This is a genomic window from Streptomyces sp. NBC_00057 (genome assembly GCF_045041165.1).
In the GTDB taxonomy this organism is placed as follows: Bacteria; Actinomycetota; Actinomycetes; order Streptomycetales; family Streptomycetaceae; genus Streptomyces.
Genome location: NZ_CP108256.1, coordinates 2476374 through 2493106, shown reverse-complemented (window position 1 = coordinate 2493106; position 16733 = coordinate 2476374). Strand labels below are relative to the sequence as shown.

The following is a 16733-nucleotide window of genomic DNA, read 5'->3' as shown; positions in this document are numbered from 1 at the left end:
CTGTCTGATGCCCAATGGGCCCGGATCATGCCGTTCTTACCCGATCGGACGCCGAGGCGGGGTAGCCGATGGCGTGATCGTCGGCAGGTGATCACGCCATCGCGTGGAAGTACCGCACGGGCTCGCCCTGGATGGACCTTCCCGCGGAGTACGGCTCGTGGAAGGGCGCCCACGACCGGCTCCGGATGTGGGCGATGGACGGCACGTGGGAACGGATCCGCCTGCCCTTCGGTGTCGGCCGGGAGCATACCGCCGGGAGTGTTCTGCCCTATCTGCTACGGCCCGAACGTGAAGGCGGCCACTGTGCTGCTGGCGGTGCGCGGCCATATGGGCGTGGCATGGGCCGCGCAGATGATGCACGCCCTGCTGGACGCGGAGGTCTCCACCGGCTTCGCTTCTGGCCTGACAGAGTGCGAGTCCGAGTGTGGAGAAATCAGTTCGTCGGGGCTGACCAGCAGCACATCCACCTCCCCGGCCGCCACCTCGGCCTGGACGGTGTCCCACTCCTCGGTGTTGGACGAATTGATCGTGCGGGCGCTGATTCCGGCCCGGGCCGCTGCCGCGACCTGGTTGCGCATCAACGCCAGCAGCGGCGACACGATCACGGTCGGTCCACCGCCCTGTGCACGGAGCAGCGACGTCGCGACGAAGTACACAGCGGACTTGCCCCAGCCGGTTCGCTGGACGACCAGGGCTCTGCGCTTGTCGGCGACGAGAGCCTCGATGGCCCGCCACTGGTCCTCCCGCAGCCGTGCAGCGCCTGACGTGTCCCCGACGAGTCAGGCAAGTACGGAATCGGCTGAAGCCCTGAGCTCTGCGCGGTCTGCGTTGGTCATGCCCCCATGCAACCCGATGGCTACGACAAACCGCGAACGGCCCTGCGGTCCTGTGGATAAAGTTATCCACAGGGGGTCGCGGAATTTGGCTGCCCGGGGGACGGTCATGCCATGAACCAGCACCACGAATCCACCGGTCCGGCCGACGAGCAGCAGATCACTCTGCGGGGGCCTGGCGAACTCGCCGATGCCCTCCCATACCTCATGGGGTTCCACCCGAACGACAGCGTGGTCATGGTCGCCCTGCATGGCGGCCGGGGCCGTTTCGGCGGGCGGCTCAGGCTCGGCATCCCGCAGGCACCTCAAGAATGGCCACCCGTCGCCGAGCAGCTTGCCGAGTGCCTGATCAAGGGGAGCGAGCGGCGTGGGGAGCGCCCTGACGCGATCGTCATCTTCCTCTGCCAGGATCCGGCCGAAGGCGAGAGCGGCAGTCAGATCATGGAGCGGCTGAAGCCCCTTGCCCAGCGTCTGCGGACGGCCTGCGGTGCGCTCGACGTACCCGTACTCGAAGCGCTCTGCATCTCTGCCGGCCGGTACTGGTCTTACTGCTGCCCGGACGAGCGTTGCTGCCCGGCCGAAGGGAACCAGTTGGCTCTGCCCGGCACCTCGGTGATGGCGGCTGCCGCCGCATACGCGGGCATTCAAGTGCGCGGAACGCTTCGGGAGATGGAGGCCAGGCTTGCACCCCTGAACACGACGGTGGTTGCAGAACAGCAACGGGCACTCGACTCGGCCGGGGCCGAGCTGGTGCCGAAGATCCTCGACGAGGTGGGACGCAAGGACGTGGCCCGAGAGACCTTGGGGCTTGCCCGAAGGCTCATGAAACGCCTCAGGGAGGCGCCGGCTACGGTGCCCTCCGCGTCGGACATCAACGACGACCAGCTGATCAGCCATGACGAGGCCGCTGCCGTGATCCTCGGTCTGCAGGACCGGGAAACCCGTGACAAGGCCGCCGAATGGATGGAAGGGCCCGAAGCCGATTCAGCGTTGCGACTCTGGCGGGCGCTGTCCCGTCGCTGCGTCGCACCGTACGAGGAGCACGCCGCGGCGCCGCTGACCCTGGCCGGGTGGGTCTCCTGGTCGACGGGCGATGAACCGGGCGCACGGGTCGCGCTGGGTCTCGCCCTGCGGGCGGATCCCGGGTACACCTTTGCTCAACTTCTCCATGAGGCATGCAACCAAGGCCTTGATCCGGAGACGCTGCGCCGCTGTCTACGGGGGGAGCGCAGTGCTCGGACGGGCCGTCGCGGCCACCGTACGGACCGGAGCACGCGGTCCCGCACGTCACGCCCGACCGCCACACGACGAAGGAAGACCCCATCCGGCTCCGCCCGCCCCGAAACGGCCACCACCCGACGTCGGCCAGGGCAAGCCTCCCCCAGCCATCGTGGGTCCAGGAGCGGTCGATGACCCTTGTGCCTCGTCGCTCCGACTCAGCAGCTGTTCCCGCCTGACGTTGGCGGGCAGCGCCCGGGCTGCCGTCGTCGACGGCCGTCGACGGAGGTTGTGAGGGTGGCCTGGGTGTTGCGGCGGTGTGGGCGGCCGGTGCTCCGTACGACACCGGCTTGAGGGGGTACACGGCCCACTGTTGCGAAGTGGGTGCCGGCTCAAAGGCCGGCCGCGGTTCGACCCCCATGCTGTGGGGACGGCCGGCAGGAGTCGCCATGGTGCGCGGAATCGGTGATCTCCAGGGCGTCCATGGCCGGTGCCCTGGAGATTCCCGGCCGGCGAGCGGGCCGGGGCCACAGCGAGGAATCTGGCGTCAGGACGGACGAAGAACACGGCGAAGGGAGTGTTTATCGTCAGGCAGACGACTATGATCACCGCATGCCGCCCTACGACCCGTCGACCTTCCCGCCCTTCGCTGTCACCGTCGACCTGGTCGTGCTCACGGTGCGCCGTCATGCGCTCTGCGCACTGGTGGTACGCCGCGGTGAGCCGCCGTTCCAGGGTCGATGGGCGCTGCCCGGCGGGTTCGTCAAAGCCGATGAGGATCTCGGAGCCGCAGCAGCGCGCGAGCTCGTCGAGGAGACCGGCCTGTGCGCTCAGGATCCCGCAGCCCCGGCGGTCGGCAATGGCGCCCATCTCGAACAGCTCGCCACCTACGGCGACCCCGGGCGTGACCCCCGGATGAGGGTTGTCAGCGTCGCTCACCTCGCTCTGGCCCCTGATCTTCCGGCCCCCCGGGCGGGTGGCGATGCGAACAGTGCGCGCTGGGCGCCTGTCGAGGATCTGCTCGGACCGGAGGGTGGCTTCGGCCATGAGGGCGAAAACCAGGCCCCACTGGCCTTCGACCATGCGCAGATCCTTGCCGACGGCGTCGAACGGGCGCGTTCCAAGATCGAGTACTCCTCTCTGGCCACCGCTTTCTGCCCGCCGGCTTTCACGGTTGGTGAGCTTCGGAGGGTGTACGAGGCGGTGTGGGGCGTGGTTCTCGACCCGCGGAACTTTCACCGCAAGGTGACAGGCACGCCCGGCTTCCTGGTGCCTGCCGGCGGGACGACCACCCGGCAGGGTGGTCGCCCCGCCCAGCTCTTCCGGGCCGGTGCGGCCACGGTGCTCAACCCGCCGATGCTGAGGCCAGAAGTCTGACCTTGCGGAACGCCCGCAAGGTCAGTGATGCGCAAAAAGTCGGATATGTCGCGTTATCTTGCTGCGGTACCTGCCCTGCCGCCGAGCGGTCTCACCTTCCGCGAGAGAAGCGATGCTCCAGGCCATTGGACTCACCAGCGCCCGCCGCCGTGGCCTTCCGGCCGCCGTGGACGATCTCACCTTCGAAGCCCCGCCCGGCCGCGTCACCGCACTTCTGGGCGCCCCCAGCTCGGGCAAGACCACAGCCCTCCGCCTCATGCTCGAACTCGACTCGGGGCGGGGGGTCACCTACTTCCGGGGCAGACCGCTGCACCGCATCCCGCACCCCGCGCGTGAGGTGGGCGTACTTCTCGGGAACGTGCCGGGTCACCCCGCCCGTACCGCCCGCAGCCAGCTCCGCATGCTCTGCGCCGCCGCAGGCGTACCGGCGTCCCGGGCCGACGAACTGCTCGAGACCGTCGGTCTTGCCGGACTCCGGGACCAGCGCATCGGCACACTCTCGCTCGGCATGGGCCGCCTGCTCGCCTTCGCTTCGGCGCTGCTCGGCGACCCGCACGCGCTCATCCTCGACGACCCCGCCGAAGGTCTCTCTCCGCGCGAGGAGTGCTGGTTGCACGGGCTGCTGCAGGCCCATGCCGCCCAGGGCGGGACCGTTCTGTACACCACGACCGATCCCAAGGAGGCCGCGCGAGCAGCCGACCACGTGGTCACCATCGACGGCGGACGTCTCGTCGCCGACCAGAGCATCAGGGACTTCTCCCGGACCCGCCTCCGCCCCCGGGTCGCAGTCCGTACCCCACACGCAGCCCGCCTTGCCGCCGTCGTCAGTCGCGAGGCCCGAGCGGCCAGGCGCTCGGTCGAGGTGGTCACCGAAGCAGGCAGCCTCCTCTCCGTGTACGGCTCCACCTGCGCGGAGATCGGCGACGCGGCATTCCGGCACGGGCTCCCGGTGCACCGGCTCGCCGACGAGGTCGGCGACACCGGTCCCACAGAACCTGTAGATGCCGCAGACCCCGCTGTCGGCGAAGGCGAGGGGCAAGCCGAACCGCGACCGGCCGCGCGGGCAGCCGGCTCGGAACCGTCGCCACCGATCCGACGTCGCCCGCCCCGTGGCCCGCTCCATCCGCTGCGATACGAACTGCGCCGCCTCCTCGGTGTCAGAACAACAGCCTTGATCGTGGGTACTGTTCTGGTCGCCTCGGTCGGGCTTTCCGTCCTCCTCGCCCGCTCCGGCCATGCTCAGCTGCCGAAGATGTTGGCGGCCTGGCCGTCGCTGCTGCCACTGCCGCCCGCAGCGGTCGGGGCCGGACTGCTCGGCGCCCTCTCGTTCGGCGACGAGTTCCGCTACCCCGCGCTGGCGGCGGGCCGAGGCGCCGTTCCGTGCCGCCTGGGGTTACTTCTTGCCAAGCTCGTGGTGTCAGCGGGCGTCGCCCTGGTGCTCGCTCTGGCTGTCGTGCTGGCCTCCGCCGAAGCCCTTTACTTTGTGTACGGCAACGAGATCAAGGTTCCTTCGAATTCGGTATATCTGAGCGCGAGTTGGGCGGGGCTGACCGTGGGCTGCGCCTGGGCGGGTCTCCTGGCCGCCGGAGTCTTCAGAGTGACGACGGCCGGTATCGCTGCGGTACTTGCCGTTCCTGTGCTCGTCGTGCCGATTGTCCAGGGCTTGCTGACGGGGCCGGCCTCTCGTCCGGTCGTCGGGCTTCCAGTCAGGCTCCGCGAGCTGGTGTGGCCGCGCTGGCCGCAGGAGGCGGACCGATGGGTGACAGCTGTCGTGCACGTGGTGGCACACCCGGTGGGGGCTGCGTTGTCGTTGTCGTTGTCGGTTCTGATCTGTGCATATCTGTTCACCAGCCTTCGCGGCAGGGTCCGTTGGTGATCGCAGGGCGGTTGCGGATCGCTCCGAGCCTCACAACTTCCTTGAAAATGCCCGATTTCAACCTATAAGGCGTCAATTGGGGGGTGGGTGCCGATCACCCTTTCGTGTGCTTTTCACCAAAGACCTCAAGGGTCGGCTGGGCCGCGCCGACAAAGGATGCGTGAGTACCCTTGCGCACACCATGATGACCGCCGCCCGCTCCGCCGATTCCGGCCTCGCCGGCCCGGGTGAACTTGACCGCTACCCGTATGCGGAGGCGCCGGCCGGCGAGCGTGCCGCTCTTCGCTCCTGGGACGGTCCCGATGCCGAGCTCGGCCGGGCGAGCCGACGAGGCTCGGCCAGCCGTGGTCGTGGCCTCCACGGCCAACTCGTTCAGCAGCTGGGCCAGATGATCGTCTCCGGTGATCTGGGCGCCGACCGCCCCCTCGTGCCGGAAGAGATCGGTCAGCGTTTCGAGGTCTCCCGCACCGTCGTACGTGAATCGCTGCGCGTTCTCGAGGCCAAAGGCCTGGTCAGCGCCCGACCCAATGTGGGTACCCGGGTCCGCCCCGTCAGTGACTGGAATCTGCTGGACCCTGACATCATCGAATGGCGTGCCTTCGGCCCTCAGCGCGAGGATCAGCGCCGTGAGCTGGGGGAGCTCCGGTGGACGATCGAGCCGCTCGCTGCCCGTCTCGCCGCAGGTCACGGCCGTGAGGACATTCAGCAGCGCCTCGGTGACATGGTCGAGATCATGGGGCACGCGCTCGGGCAGGGCGACGGGATCACCTGCTCCCGGGCCGACGCGGAGTTCCACTCCCTGCTCATCCAGGCGGCGGGCAATCGCATGCTTGAGCACCTCTCCGGCATCGTCTCGGCGGCCCTGCAGGTCTCGGGCGGTCCCGTCACGGGCTGCGACCGCCCCGGCGAGACGTCCCTCGGTCACCATGCCCGGATCGTCGATGCCCTCGCATCCGGCGACTCGGCGGGCGCCGAAGCCGCCATGCGTCAACTGCTCGTCGTCCACCCCGAGGTGGAGCGGGTGGTGCCCGCGCCCCGCGAGCACTGAGCACAACACTGCCAGGGTGCACGAACCACGTGTCGCCGGGCCCCAGTGGTCCGGCGGCACAATTGTGGGGGGATGGTACCTCTGGTCACGTTCGTCGCAAATGAGGTGTGACTCGGGCCACGTGGATTGGGCGTAACACTCCTCGAAACAGTGCGATGACTTAAGAGGTGACCGCCGCGGAAGGAATACAGCAGCCATTCAGTGCGCTGTGCAGTTCTGAGGCCAAACCCGCGCCGTCGGTACATTCCCAGCCCGACGGTCGTCGGCTCAAGCCCTCTCCAGGGCCGGGCCGGAAGCCGTTTCCATCGTTCCGAGAGGTTGTTCGTGTCGGCCAGCACATCCCGTACGCTCCCGCCGGAGATCGCCGAGTCCGAGTCTGTGATGGCGCTCATCGAGCGGGGAAAGGCTGATGGGCAGATCGCCGGCGATGACGTGCGTCGGGCCTTCGAGGCTGACCAGATTCCGCCAACCCAGTGGAAGAATGTTCTGCGCAGCCTCAACCAGATCCTCGAGGAAGAGGGTGTGACGCTGATGGTCAGTGCCGCGGAGCCGTCAAAGCGTGCCCGCAAGAGCGTCGCAGCAAAGAGCCCGGTCAAGCGCACCGCCACCAAGACTGTCGCGGCCAAGACGACCGTGACCAGGACCGTCGCGGCCACTGCCGCCCCGTCGGCAGAGACCGTGGACGTGGTGGCTGACGACGCTGCCGCAGCCGGTCCTGCGAAGAAGGCGGCAGCCAAGAAGACGGCTGCCAAGAAGACCGCCGTGAAGAAGACTGCGGCTAAGAAGACAGCAACGAAGAAGTCCGGAAAGCAGGACGACGAGCTCCTCGACGGCGACGAGGCGGTCGAAGAAGTAAAGGCCGGCAAGGGCGAGGAAGAGGAGGGCGAGGGCGAGAACAAGGGCTTCGTCCTCTCCGACGACGACGAGGACGACGCACCTGCGCAGCAGGTCGCCGTCGCCGGCGCCACCGCCGACCCGGTCAAGGACTACCTGAAGCAGATCGGCAAGGTTCCCCTCCTCAACGCCGAGCAGGAGGTCGAGCTCGCCAAGCGCATCGAGGCCGGTCTGTTCGCCGAGGACAAGCTGGCGAACTCCGACAAACTCGCGCCGAAGCTCAAGCGCGAACTGGAGATCATCGCCGAGGACGGCCGTCGCGCCAAGAATCACCTGCTGGAGGCCAACCTCCGTCTCGTGGTTTCGCTGGCCAAGCGCTACACCGGCCGCGGCATGCTCTTCCTGGACCTCATCCAGGAGGGCAACCTCGGTCTGATCCGCGCGGTCGAGAAGTTCGACTACACCAAGGGCTACAAGTTCTCCACGTACGCCACCTGGTGGATCCGTCAGGCGATCACCCGCGCCATGGCCGACCAGGCCCGCACCATCCGCATCCCGGTGCACATGGTCGAGGTCATCAACAAGCTCGCCCGTGTGCAGCGTCAGATGCTCCAGGACCTGGGCCGTGAGCCCACGCCGGAGGAGCTGGCCAAGGAACTCGACATGACCCCCGAGAAGGTCATCGAGGTCCAGAAGTACGGTCGTGAGCCGATCTCCCTCCACACCCCGCTGGGTGAGGACGGGGACAGCGAGTTCGGTGACCTGATCGAGGACTCCGAGGCGGTCGTCCCGGCGGACGCGGTCAGCTTCACGCTCCTCCAGGAGCAGCTGCACTCGGTGCTCGACACGCTCTCCGAGCGTGAGGCGGGCGTGGTCTCGATGCGCTTCGGTCTCACCGACGGACAGCCGAAGACGCTGGACGAGATCGGCAAGGTCTACGGCGTGACGCGCGAGCGTATCCGTCAGATCGAGTCGAAGACCATGTCGAAGCTGCGCCACCCGTCGCGTTCGCAGGTGCTGCGCGACTACCTCGACTAGGTCGCAGGAGTACACAGACCGAGGGCCCGGATCCCGTGAGGAGCCGGGCCTTCGGCCTATCTGCGGGTGCGATCGGCGACGGGTCGGATGACTCTGGGTGGGAATGGTTCACCACAGAGTCAGGAGTGTGCATGTCCCGCACAGTTTTTCGCGCCATGGCCGGGGTGTTCGCCCTTGTTGCCGCCACGGCTGCCATACCGCTCGGATCCCCCGCTGCGGCTGTTGCGGACAGCATCGTCATCGGTGGCCAGCCCGCACACGTCAAGGACAACCCCTGGGTTGTGGCACTGTCCAGCCGTGGCCGGTTCGGAGAGACACGCGCCGGGCAGTTCTGCGGCGGTGTCGTGGTGGCGCCGAAGAAGGTACTGACTGCTGCACACTGCCTGAGCCGGGAGGCGCTCGGCGTCGAAGTCGGCGAGGTGCGCGATCTGAGGGTCATCTCCGGCCGGGACGACCTGCGCGGGACCGGAGGGCAGGAGACGCCGGTACAGGCGGCTTGGAGCAATCCGGGGTTCGACCCCGCCACGAACGCGGGGGACCTGGCGGTGCTCACCCTGGCCGACGCGCTGCCTACCAAGAGCGTGATCCCGATGGCTGCATCCGGTGACGCGGCATACGAGCCGGGTACCGGCGCCGTCGTCTACGGGTGGGGTGACACGACCGGCAACAGCGACTATGCGTCGTCACTCCGCTCCGCCGAAGTGAGCGTCCTGCCGGACAGCCTGTGCCGGCAGGCCTACCCGGGCGGCAGAGACGGTACGTACGACGCCTCAGCGATGCTCTGCGCGGGCGAACTGCTGGGTGGGCACGACGCATGCCAGGGCGACAGCGGCGGGCCGCTGGTGGCCCATGGGCGGCTCATCGGGCTGGTGTCCTGGGGGAACGGCTGCGCCCGGGTCGGGAGCCCCGGCGTGTACACGCGGATCTCTGCTGCGATCGGCTGGATGCCGGGCGGTAGCTGAACGACCTCACTGCGGGTACGAGAACGGGCGGCTCCCCATTCGGGAAGCCGCCCGCCGTCAGGTCTGGGACCTGACCCTGGCTCGTCGTGGATGCGAGGTGTCAGTGTTGTTCCTCTTCGGCGGCTTGGGCCTGCACGGCCGTCAGCCGGTCCGTCTCATCCTGTATTTCCGCGGCGATCTTCTTGAGTTCCGGCTCGAACTTGCGACCGTGGTGGGCACAGAAGAGCAGTTCACCGCCGCTGATCAGGACGGCGCGCAGATATGCCTGGGCGCCGCAACGGTCACAGCGGTCTGCTGCGGTCAGCGGGCTCGCGGGGGTCAGAACAGTAGTCACGTCGCCTCTTCTCTAGCTCGACGAGCTGTCGTACCAGGGTCAACATCCAACCAGGCCGAAAACGTTCCCGCTCGTGGCTTTTCTTCGAAACTTCTTCTCAAGATGGCTGTCTGTTGCCGGTTGGCGGCGAATGTGCCGTATTGCGTAGCGCTACGGTTTCGCGTTGCTTGTCTTGGTGGATCCTCCCGGCTGGCTTGCCGGTTTGTTCATGAGGACGTGCCCGGAGCCTAAATGGTTCATGCCTGGAAGGGAACGTGATGTTCACGTCACTCCTACGAGGGATCGAACGTGTATGCGAGGCTGGACTAGTGTGAGGGTTCTCGGAGGGTGGCGTTACAACCGCTCTACCAGGCCTCGGTACCCTCTCAGCGGCGACCGAAGCCGAGCCCGTTACCGACTGGGCCCCAAATGAAATTCAGCGAGGAGCGAACCGCGTGACCGCCGATACGTCCGTGCCGTCCACTGCGCTGCTGACCGGAGCAGACCGAGACGGTTCCAACTACACCGCGCGGCACCTGCTCGTACTCGAGGGGCTCGAAGCGGTTCGCAAGCGTCCCGGGATGTACATCGGGTCCACCGACAGCCGCGGCCTCATGCACTGCCTCTGGGAGATCATCGACAACTCGGTCGACGAGGCTCTGGGCGGCTACTGCGATCACATCGAGGTCATCCTCCACGACGACAATTCCGTGGAGGTCCGGGACAACGGGCGCGGCATCCCCGTCGACGTCGAGCCCAAGACGGGCCTGTCCGGCGTCGAAGTCGTGATGACCAAGCTGCACGCCGGTGGAAAGTTCGGCGGCGGCTCGTACGCCGCGTCGGGCGGTCTGCACGGCGTCGGCGCCTCCGTGGTCAACGCGCTCTCCGCCCGGCTGGACGTCGAGGTCGACCGCAACAGCGCGACCCACTCGATCAGCTTCCGGCGCGGAGTCCCGGGGATCTTCACCGAGCAGGGGCCTGACAGCCCGTTCGACCCGGCCAACGGCCTGCTCAAGGGCAAGCGGGTACCGAAGGCGCGCACCGGCACCAGGGTGCGTTACTGGGCGGACCGGCAGATCTTCCTCAAGGACGCCAAGCTCAACCTGGAGACGCTCCACCAGCGGGCGCGGCAGACGGCCTTCCTCGTCCCCGGCCTCACGATCGTCGTCCGTGACGAGCGCGCTCTCGACGGCGAGGGCAAGACCGAGGAGACCTTCCGCTTCGACGGCGGAATCAGTGAATTCTGCGAGTACCTCGCCCAGGACAAGGCGGTCTGCGACGTCCTGCGCCTGACCGGTCAGGGCACTTTCAAGGAGACCGTGCCTGTCCTGGACGAGCGCGGACACATGACGGCGACCGAGGTCACCCGCGAACTCGCCGTCGACATCGCCCTGCGCTGGGGCACCGGATACGACACCAACCTCAAGTCCTTCGTCAACATCATCGCCACCCCCAAGGGTGGCACCCATGTCACCGGATTTGAACGCTCCGTGACCAAGACGGTCAACGAGGCTCTGCGCTCCGCCAAGCTGCTCCGCGTCGCCGAGGACGACATCGTCAAGGACGACGCACTGGAGGGTCTCACCGCAGTCGTCACCGTGAGACTGGCGGAGCCGCAGTTCGAGGGCCAGACCAAGGAGGTGCTCGGCACCTCGGCGGCCAACCGGATCGTCGCCAACGTCGTGGCCAAGGAACTCAAGGCGTTCTTGACCTCGACGAAGCGCGATGCCAAGGCCCAGGCCAGGGCGGTCCTGGACAAGGCCGTGGCGGCCGCGCGCACCCGCATCGCGGCCCGCCAGCACAAGGACGCACAGCGCCGCAAGACAGCGCTGGAGTCCTCCTCGCTGCCGGCGAAGCTCGCCGACTGCCGCAGCGACGACGTGGACCGCAGCGAGCTCTTCATCGTCGAGGGCGACTCCGCGCTCGGTACGGCCAAGCTCGCCCGGAACAGCGAGTTCCAGGCACTGCTGCCGATCCGGGGCAAGATCCTCAATGTCCAGAAGGCGTCCGTCTCGGACATGCTGAAGAACGCTGAGTGCGGTGCGATCATCCAGGTCATAGGAGCCGGGTCGGGGCGGACCTTCGACATCGACGCCGCTCGCTACGGGAAGATCGTCCTGCTGGTGGACGCCGATGTCGACGGCGCGCACATCCGCATTCTGCTGCTGACGCTGTTCCAGCGCTACATGCGGCCCATGGTCGAGGCAGGTCGGGTCTTCGCAGCCGTACCCCCGCTGCACCGGATCGAGCTTGTCCAGCCCAAGAAGGGCCAGGACAAGTACATCTACACGTACTCCGACGGCGAGCTGCGTCAGCGGCTGCTGGAACTGCAGCGGAAGAACATCCGGTACAAGGACTCGATCCAGCGCTACAAGGGTCTGGGCGAGATGGACGCCGACCAGCTGGCGGAGACCACGATGGACCCCCGGTACCGCACACTGCGGCGGATCAACATCGGCGATCTGGAATCGTCCGAGCAGGTCTTCGATCTGCTGATGGGCAATGAGGTGGCGCCGCGCAAGGAGTTCATCACCAGCTCGGCCGCCACCCTGGACCGCTCACGCATCGATGCCTGAGCGTCGCCGTCTCCACCCCTGGGTGGAGACGGCGACTCCACCCAGGATCAACCCCTGAGCCGATTCCCTGACCTGGTCGTTTCCGTAGCGTCGAAGGCGTTCAACCTTCCCGCATCTCGGAGGCAGTCATGTCCGGGCTTGTCAATGTCCTGGTGATCGACGCCGTCATCGCTGCTGTCGTGGTCCGCCAGTGCCCGGCACGGCGGATCTCCGACGACAAGCGCTGGTGGATCCTGCCGGGCATTCTCCTCGTCATGTCGCTGCGCGAGCCCGGGCTGGCGGATCCGCGTCACGAGGCGCTGTCCGTGGCGGTCCTGGGCGCAGAGCTGGCAGTGGGGCTGGTGACCGGCGCCGGCTGGGGCTGGACCTCTCGGCTTTGGCACGAGGCGGACGGCTCGCTGTGGAGCAAGGCCACCAAGGCCACCGTCTTCGTCTGGACAGCGGGACTGGCGCTGCGGGCGGCTCTCTACGGGGCTGCCGCGCTGATGGGCATACACCAGGGCAGCGCTGCACTGATGTCGGCTCTCGCGGTCACGTTGGTGGTGCGCAGTGGTGTGCTGATGTGGCGGGCCGGGCAGATGCGTCCGGCGTACGGTGGCTCTGCCGACGGGATGTCGTCGCAGCCGGCGTGGAAGGACCGCGTGTGACTCGCACGATCTGGACGAGCTGGCCGTCCAGGGAAGCCCTGTCACGGGTGAGCCGCGCCCGCCCGCGGGCGGCGATCACCTGGTCCATCCGGCTGGGTCTGCTCACCGCCATGCTCTGGGGCACATTCACCGGCGGGCGGTTGGGGCCCTGGGAAGTTGCGCTCGGGCTGGTGGGCGTTCTGGGCTGTGGGGTTGCCGCGTGGGCGTTCTTCCGGACCAGCCTGGAACACCGGCTGTGGCCGTCGCTGGGACTTCTGGCGTTGCTGATGGTGGCGGCACTCGGTGCGCAACAGGCCGGCGCCGGTGTGCCCGCGGTGATCCTTTGGTGCGGTTGCGCGGTCGCCGCGCTGAAGAGGTTGCCGCTCGCGGCGGGCCTCCCGACCACAGCCGTCACCCTCGGCGCGTACGCCGCCGTCAACACTGACGGCTGGCTGACCACGGCCATGACCACGGCGGGCCTCTCCCTGGCGGGCTACGTGATCAGACTGGACGCCGAGGCCCGCGGCAGCGCCCAAACACTTCTCGCGCAGGAGCGGGCGGCCCGCGCGGCGGAGGCCGAGACGGCTGCCCTGGACGAGCGGGCCAGGATCGCCCGGGAGATCCACGATGTGCTCGCTCACAGCCTCTCGGCGCAGCTGGTACATCTGGAGGCGGCGCGACTGCTGATCGAGCGGGAGCCCGCGGGGGAGTTCCGGGACCGGGTACTCGAGCGGGTGGTGGCGGCACGCTCCATGGCGCGTGAGGGGCTTGCGGAGACCTGGCAGGCTCTGTCGGCGCTCCGGGGGGAGGTGTCCCCGGTGGAGGATTTCCTGCGGCAGTTGGTGGCCGCGGAGCCTGCCGAGGTCAGCGTGTCGGGGGAACAGCGGACGCTGACCGCTGAGGCGTCGCAGACGGTCCGGCGGGTGGCGCAGGAGGCCCTGACCAATGTGCGCAAGCACGCACCGGGGGCCAGGGTCCTCGTACGGCTGGAGTACCTGCCGGACGAAATCGCCCTGGAGGTCCGGGACTCGGGTGGGCACGGACACGAGGAGGAGCTCGCCGCCAGTGGCTCCGGATACGGTCTGCTGGGGATGCGGGAGCGGGCCGAGCTGATGGGCGGGATGCTGGAGGTCGGTCCCGGCGAGGAGGGTTTCGTGGTGAGTCTGCGGGTGCCCGCGTGAACGCGCGGGTCGTGGTCGCCGATGACCAGTCGGTGGTGCGCGAAGGAATCGTGATGCTGTTGGGGCTGCTGCCCGGAATCGAGGTGGTCGGGTCGGCGAAGGACGGTGAAGAGGCCGTCGCGCTCGTGGCCGAGCTGGCCCCCGATGTGGTTCTGATGGATCTGCGGATGCCCCGTTGCGACGGGGCGGAGGCAACACGGCGGATCCGCAAGGAGTATCCGGGAACCCAGGTGGTGGTGCTCACCACATTCGCGGATGACGACTCGCTCTTTCCCGCACTGCAGGCGGGAGCCCGGGGCTATCTCACCAAGGACGCCGGGGGCGATGAGATCGTGCGGGCCATCCAGGCCGTGCTGTCGGGCGAGGCCGGGCTCTCGCCCTCCGTGCAGCGCCGTCTGCTGGAGCGCGTCACCACGCAGCCCTCGCCGCCCGGTCCGGCCCCCGAGCCCCAACTGCCCGACGGTCTGACACCACGTGAGCTGGAAGTGCTGGTTCTGATCGCGGAGGGGCTGTCCAACCTGGAGATCGCCCGCAGGCTGCACATTTCGCAGGCCACCGTGAAAAGCCACATCAACAACCTCTTCGCCAAGGCCGGGGTGCGCGACCGGGCACAGGCCGTTCGCTATGCGTACGTTCGGGGCCTCGCACAGCCGCCCGGGTCAACCTTCACCTGAAGTGGTGAAGACCGGCGAATGAATGCCCGGGATCTTCCCGATCTGCCCATTCTTGAGTAAGCGGCCGAAGTGGTCCGTGGACAAGGGGAGTTGCTCGGTGGAGAAGGAAGCAGGGCGCGAGGCCGCAGCGATGCGACTCGACGACCCGTGGGACGACGCGCTGGCCTCCGGATGGGGCGAGCTGGACGGTGCCGGGAGCTTCGCTCCCGCCGGACCACCCGGGCCCGCTGACCCGCAGCGCGGCCACAGTGCGGCCGACATCTATCTGGAGGTGCAGCGCAGCGAGGCCTTCCAGGAAGTGCGCCGTCGGTACCGTCGGTTCGTCATCCCCGCCACCCTCGCCTTCCTCGTCTGGTATCTCGCCTACGTCGTCGCCGCGATCACCGCACCCGGGCTGATGGCCCGTCCGGTGGCCGGAGCGATCAATGTCGCGATGGTCGCGGGGCTCGGGCAGTTCCTCACGACGTTCCTTCTCACCGGGGCGTACGCACGTCACGCACAACTGCGCAGGGACCGGGCCGCACTCGATCTGCGCTGGGAGACACAGGAGATGACGCGGGGGATCGGGCGTTGAACGGGAACCACCAGACCCTGGCGCTCCTGCTGTTCAGCGCCTTCATCGCAGTGACGCTTGCCATCACCACCTGGGTGAGCCGTAACCGGCACGGCTCGGCAGAGGAGTTCTATGCGGGCGGCCGGCTGTTCTCCCCCATGGAGAACGGTTTCGCCATCGCCGGCGACTACATGTCGGCCGCGTCCTTCCTCGGCATCTCCGGTCTGATCGCCCTCTTCGGCTACGACGGCATGCTCTACTCGGTCGGGTTCCTCGTCGCCTGGCTCGTCGTCCTGCTCCTGGTTGCCGAACTGGTCCGCAACTGCGGCCGGTTCACACTCGCCGACGTGGTGGGGGCGCGGATGGCGGAGCGCCCGGTCCGGATCGCTGCCGGCACCTCGTCCGTCACCGTCTCCGTGCTCTATCTCGTCGCACAGATGGTGGGTGCGGGCAGCCTGGTCGCCCTGCTTCTCGGCGGTACGAGCAGCGCCGCCCGTTCCTGGACCGTCATCGGTGTCGGGGCGCTCATGGTGATCTACGTATCGCTCGGCGGGATGCGCGCCACCACCTGGATCCAGATCGTCAAGGCCGTTCTGCTGATGGCGGGAGCGGCCGTGCTCACCGGGCTCGTCCTGGTCCACTTCCATGGCAACTTCAATGCCCTGCTCAACGCCGCCGCCGAACGGAGCGGGCATGGAAGCCGGTTCCTCTCGCCCGGCCTCCGGTACGGCGGATCCTGGACGGCACGCATCGACTTCATCAGCCTGGGCCTGGCCCTGGTACTCGGTACGGCGGGACTGCCGCACATCCTGTCGAGGTTCTACACCGTGCCCACCGCCCGTGCGGCCCGCCGTTCGGTCGTTTGGTCCATCGGGCTCATCGGCAGCTTCTACCTGATGACGATCGTGCTCGGATTCGGGGCGGCGGCACTGGTCGGCTCGGCGGAGGTACGAGCGTCGAATTCCGCGGGGAACACAGCGGTTCCGCTGCTGGCTTTGGTGCTTGGCGGTGGCGAAGGATCCACCGGGGGAACGATTCTGTTCGCCGTGGTCGCCGCCGTCGCCTTCGCGACCATCCTTGCCGTCGTCGCGGGGATCACCCTCGCCTCGTCCGCCTCTGTGGCCCATGACCTCTACGCCTCGCTCAGGCGTCCTGGCTCCAAGCAGTACAGCGAGGTCACCGTGGCCCGGGTCGCCGCAGCGGGGATCGGGGCGGCCGCCATCGGGCTCGGCCTCGTCGCCCAGGACCTGAATGTGGCGTTCCTGGTGGGGCTCGCCTTCGCCGTCGCCGCTTCGGCCAACCTCCCCGTGCTGCTGTACTCCCTGTTCTGGCGGAACTTCACCACCCGGGGAGCGGTCTGGTCGGTCTACGGCGGGCTGATCCCTGCCGTGCTGCTCGTGCTGCTCTCCCCGGTCGTCTCCGGCAGCCCCACCTCGCTCTTCCCCGGCGCCGACTTCCAGCTCTTCCCCCTGGAGAACCCCGGCCTGGTCTCCATCCCGCTGGGCTTCCTGGCCGGCTGGATCGGAACGGTCACGTCCACCGAGCCGCCCGACGCCGCCAAACATGCGGAGACCGAGGTCCGTGCGCTGACCGGGGCAGGGGCGGTGTAGCCGCGCGCGTGCAC

The 16733-nt window shown here is 68.1% G+C and carries 13 protein-coding genes and 2 pseudogenes; 13 read left to right on the top strand and 2 right to left on the bottom strand.

Annotated features, from left to right (window positions below):
- Positions 1-98 precede the first annotated feature (98 nt).
- A pseudogene (locus tag OG953_RS11695) lies at positions 99-206 on the top strand (transposase); the annotation flags it as partial.
- Between the two features lie 227 nt (positions 207-433).
- On the opposite strand, the pseudogene OG953_RS11690 reads toward OG953_RS11695, so the two are convergent.
- A pseudogene (locus tag OG953_RS11690) lies at positions 434-836 on the bottom strand (DEAD/DEAH box helicase); the annotation flags it as partial.
- 111 nt (positions 837-947) lie between these two features.
- Between OG953_RS11690 and OG953_RS11685 the strand changes: the two are divergent.
- The 6 genes from OG953_RS11685 to OG953_RS11660 all read left to right on the top strand — a co-directional run bounded on the left by OG953_RS11685 (position 948) and on the right by OG953_RS11660 (position 9186).
- Entirely contained in the window at positions 948-2246 is a 1299-nt protein-coding gene (locus OG953_RS11685; RefSeq protein WP_405684019.1) for a DUF4192 domain-containing protein, read from the top strand.
- A 417-nt stretch (positions 2247-2663) separates the two neighbouring features.
- The gene (locus OG953_RS11680; protein ID WP_266357133.1) at positions 2664-3428 is read left to right on the top strand and encodes an NUDIX domain-containing protein; all 765 of its coding nucleotides are present in this window, start codon (positions 2664-2666) and stop codon (positions 3426-3428) included.
- Positions 3429-3540: 112 nt separating this feature from the next.
- Positions 3541-5304: an ATP-binding cassette domain-containing protein gene (locus OG953_RS11675; RefSeq protein ID WP_405684018.1), complete on the top strand. Its 1764-nt coding sequence runs from the start codon at positions 3541-3543 to the stop codon at positions 5302-5304.
- A 160-nt stretch (positions 5305-5464) separates the two neighbouring features.
- Positions 5465-6352, top strand: a complete 888-nt coding sequence (locus tag OG953_RS11670; protein ID WP_398255826.1) for a FadR/GntR family transcriptional regulator — start codon at positions 5465-5467, stop codon at positions 6350-6352.
- 324 nt (positions 6353-6676) lie between these two features.
- On the top strand, positions 6677-8224 hold the full coding sequence (locus OG953_RS11665; RefSeq protein WP_362452623.1) for an RNA polymerase sigma factor: 1548 nt from the start codon (positions 6677-6679) through the stop codon (positions 8222-8224).
- A 131-nt stretch (positions 8225-8355) separates the two neighbouring features.
- A complete protein-coding gene (locus OG953_RS11660) occupies positions 8356-9186 on the top strand; it encodes a S1 family peptidase (RefSeq protein WP_405684015.1) in 831 nt (276 codons plus the stop codon).
- Between the two features lie 100 nt (positions 9187-9286).
- Here OG953_RS11660 and OG953_RS11655 read toward each other — a convergent pair whose 3' ends face one another.
- Positions 9287-9520: a hypothetical protein gene (locus tag OG953_RS11655; RefSeq protein WP_405684014.1), complete on the bottom strand. Its 234-nt coding sequence runs from the start codon at positions 9518-9520 to the stop codon at positions 9287-9289.
- A gap of 434 nt (positions 9521-9954) precedes the next feature.
- On the opposite strand from OG953_RS11655, the gene OG953_RS11650 reads away from it, so the two are divergent.
- From OG953_RS11650 to OG953_RS11625, 6 genes are all read left to right on the top strand, one after another.
- Positions 9955-12075, top strand: a complete 2121-nt coding sequence (locus tag OG953_RS11650) for a type IIA DNA topoisomerase subunit B (RefSeq protein WP_266357128.1) — start codon at positions 9955-9957, stop codon at positions 12073-12075.
- Positions 12076-12203: 128 nt separating this feature from the next.
- On the top strand, positions 12204-12722 hold the full coding sequence (locus OG953_RS11645; protein ID WP_405684012.1) for a DUF1453 domain-containing protein: 519 nt from the start codon (positions 12204-12206) through the stop codon (positions 12720-12722).
- The gene (locus tag OG953_RS11640; RefSeq protein ID WP_405684011.1) at positions 12719-13882 is read left to right on the top strand and encodes a sensor histidine kinase; all 1164 of its coding nucleotides are present in this window, start codon (positions 12719-12721) and stop codon (positions 13880-13882) included. The genes OG953_RS11645 and OG953_RS11640 overlap by 4 nt, the downstream gene beginning before the upstream one ends.
- The gene (locus OG953_RS11635) at positions 13879-14556 is read left to right on the top strand and encodes a response regulator (RefSeq protein WP_405684010.1); all 678 of its coding nucleotides are present in this window, start codon (positions 13879-13881) and stop codon (positions 14554-14556) included. The genes OG953_RS11640 and OG953_RS11635 overlap by 4 nt, the downstream gene beginning before the upstream one ends.
- Positions 14557-14686: 130 nt before the next feature.
- On the top strand, positions 14687-15130 hold the full coding sequence (locus OG953_RS11630; RefSeq protein WP_405691776.1) for a DUF485 domain-containing protein: 444 nt from the start codon (positions 14687-14689) through the stop codon (positions 15128-15130).
- Entirely contained in the window at positions 15127-16719 is a 1593-nt protein-coding gene (locus tag OG953_RS11625) for a cation acetate symporter (RefSeq protein WP_405684008.1), read from the top strand. The genes OG953_RS11630 and OG953_RS11625 overlap by 4 nt, the downstream gene beginning before the upstream one ends.
- The last annotated feature ends 14 nt before the right edge of the window (positions 16720-16733 follow it).

What these genes read in the sequence shown, in the direction of transcription:
- OG953_RS11685 (WP_405684019.1), top strand. Translation starts at nt 948, where the DNA reads ATGAACCAGCACCACGAATCCACCGGTCCGGCCGACGAGCAGCAGATC.
- OG953_RS11680 (WP_266357133.1), top strand. Translation starts at nt 2,664, where the DNA reads ATGCCGCCCTACGACCCGTCGACCTTCCCGCCCTTCGCTGTCACCGTC.
- OG953_RS11675 (WP_405684018.1), top strand. Translation starts at nt 3,541, where the DNA reads ATGCTCCAGGCCATTGGACTCACCAGCGCCCGCCGCCGTGGCCTTCCG.
- OG953_RS11660 (WP_405684015.1), top strand. Translation starts at nt 8,356, where the DNA reads ATGTCCCGCACAGTTTTTCGCGCCATGGCCGGGGTGTTCGCCCTTGTT.
- OG953_RS11645 (WP_405684012.1), top strand. Translation starts at nt 12,204, where the DNA reads ATGTCCGGGCTTGTCAATGTCCTGGTGATCGACGCCGTCATCGCTGCT.
- OG953_RS11630 (WP_405691776.1), top strand. Translation starts at nt 14,687, where the DNA reads ATGCGACTCGACGACCCGTGGGACGACGCGCTGGCCTCCGGATGGGGC.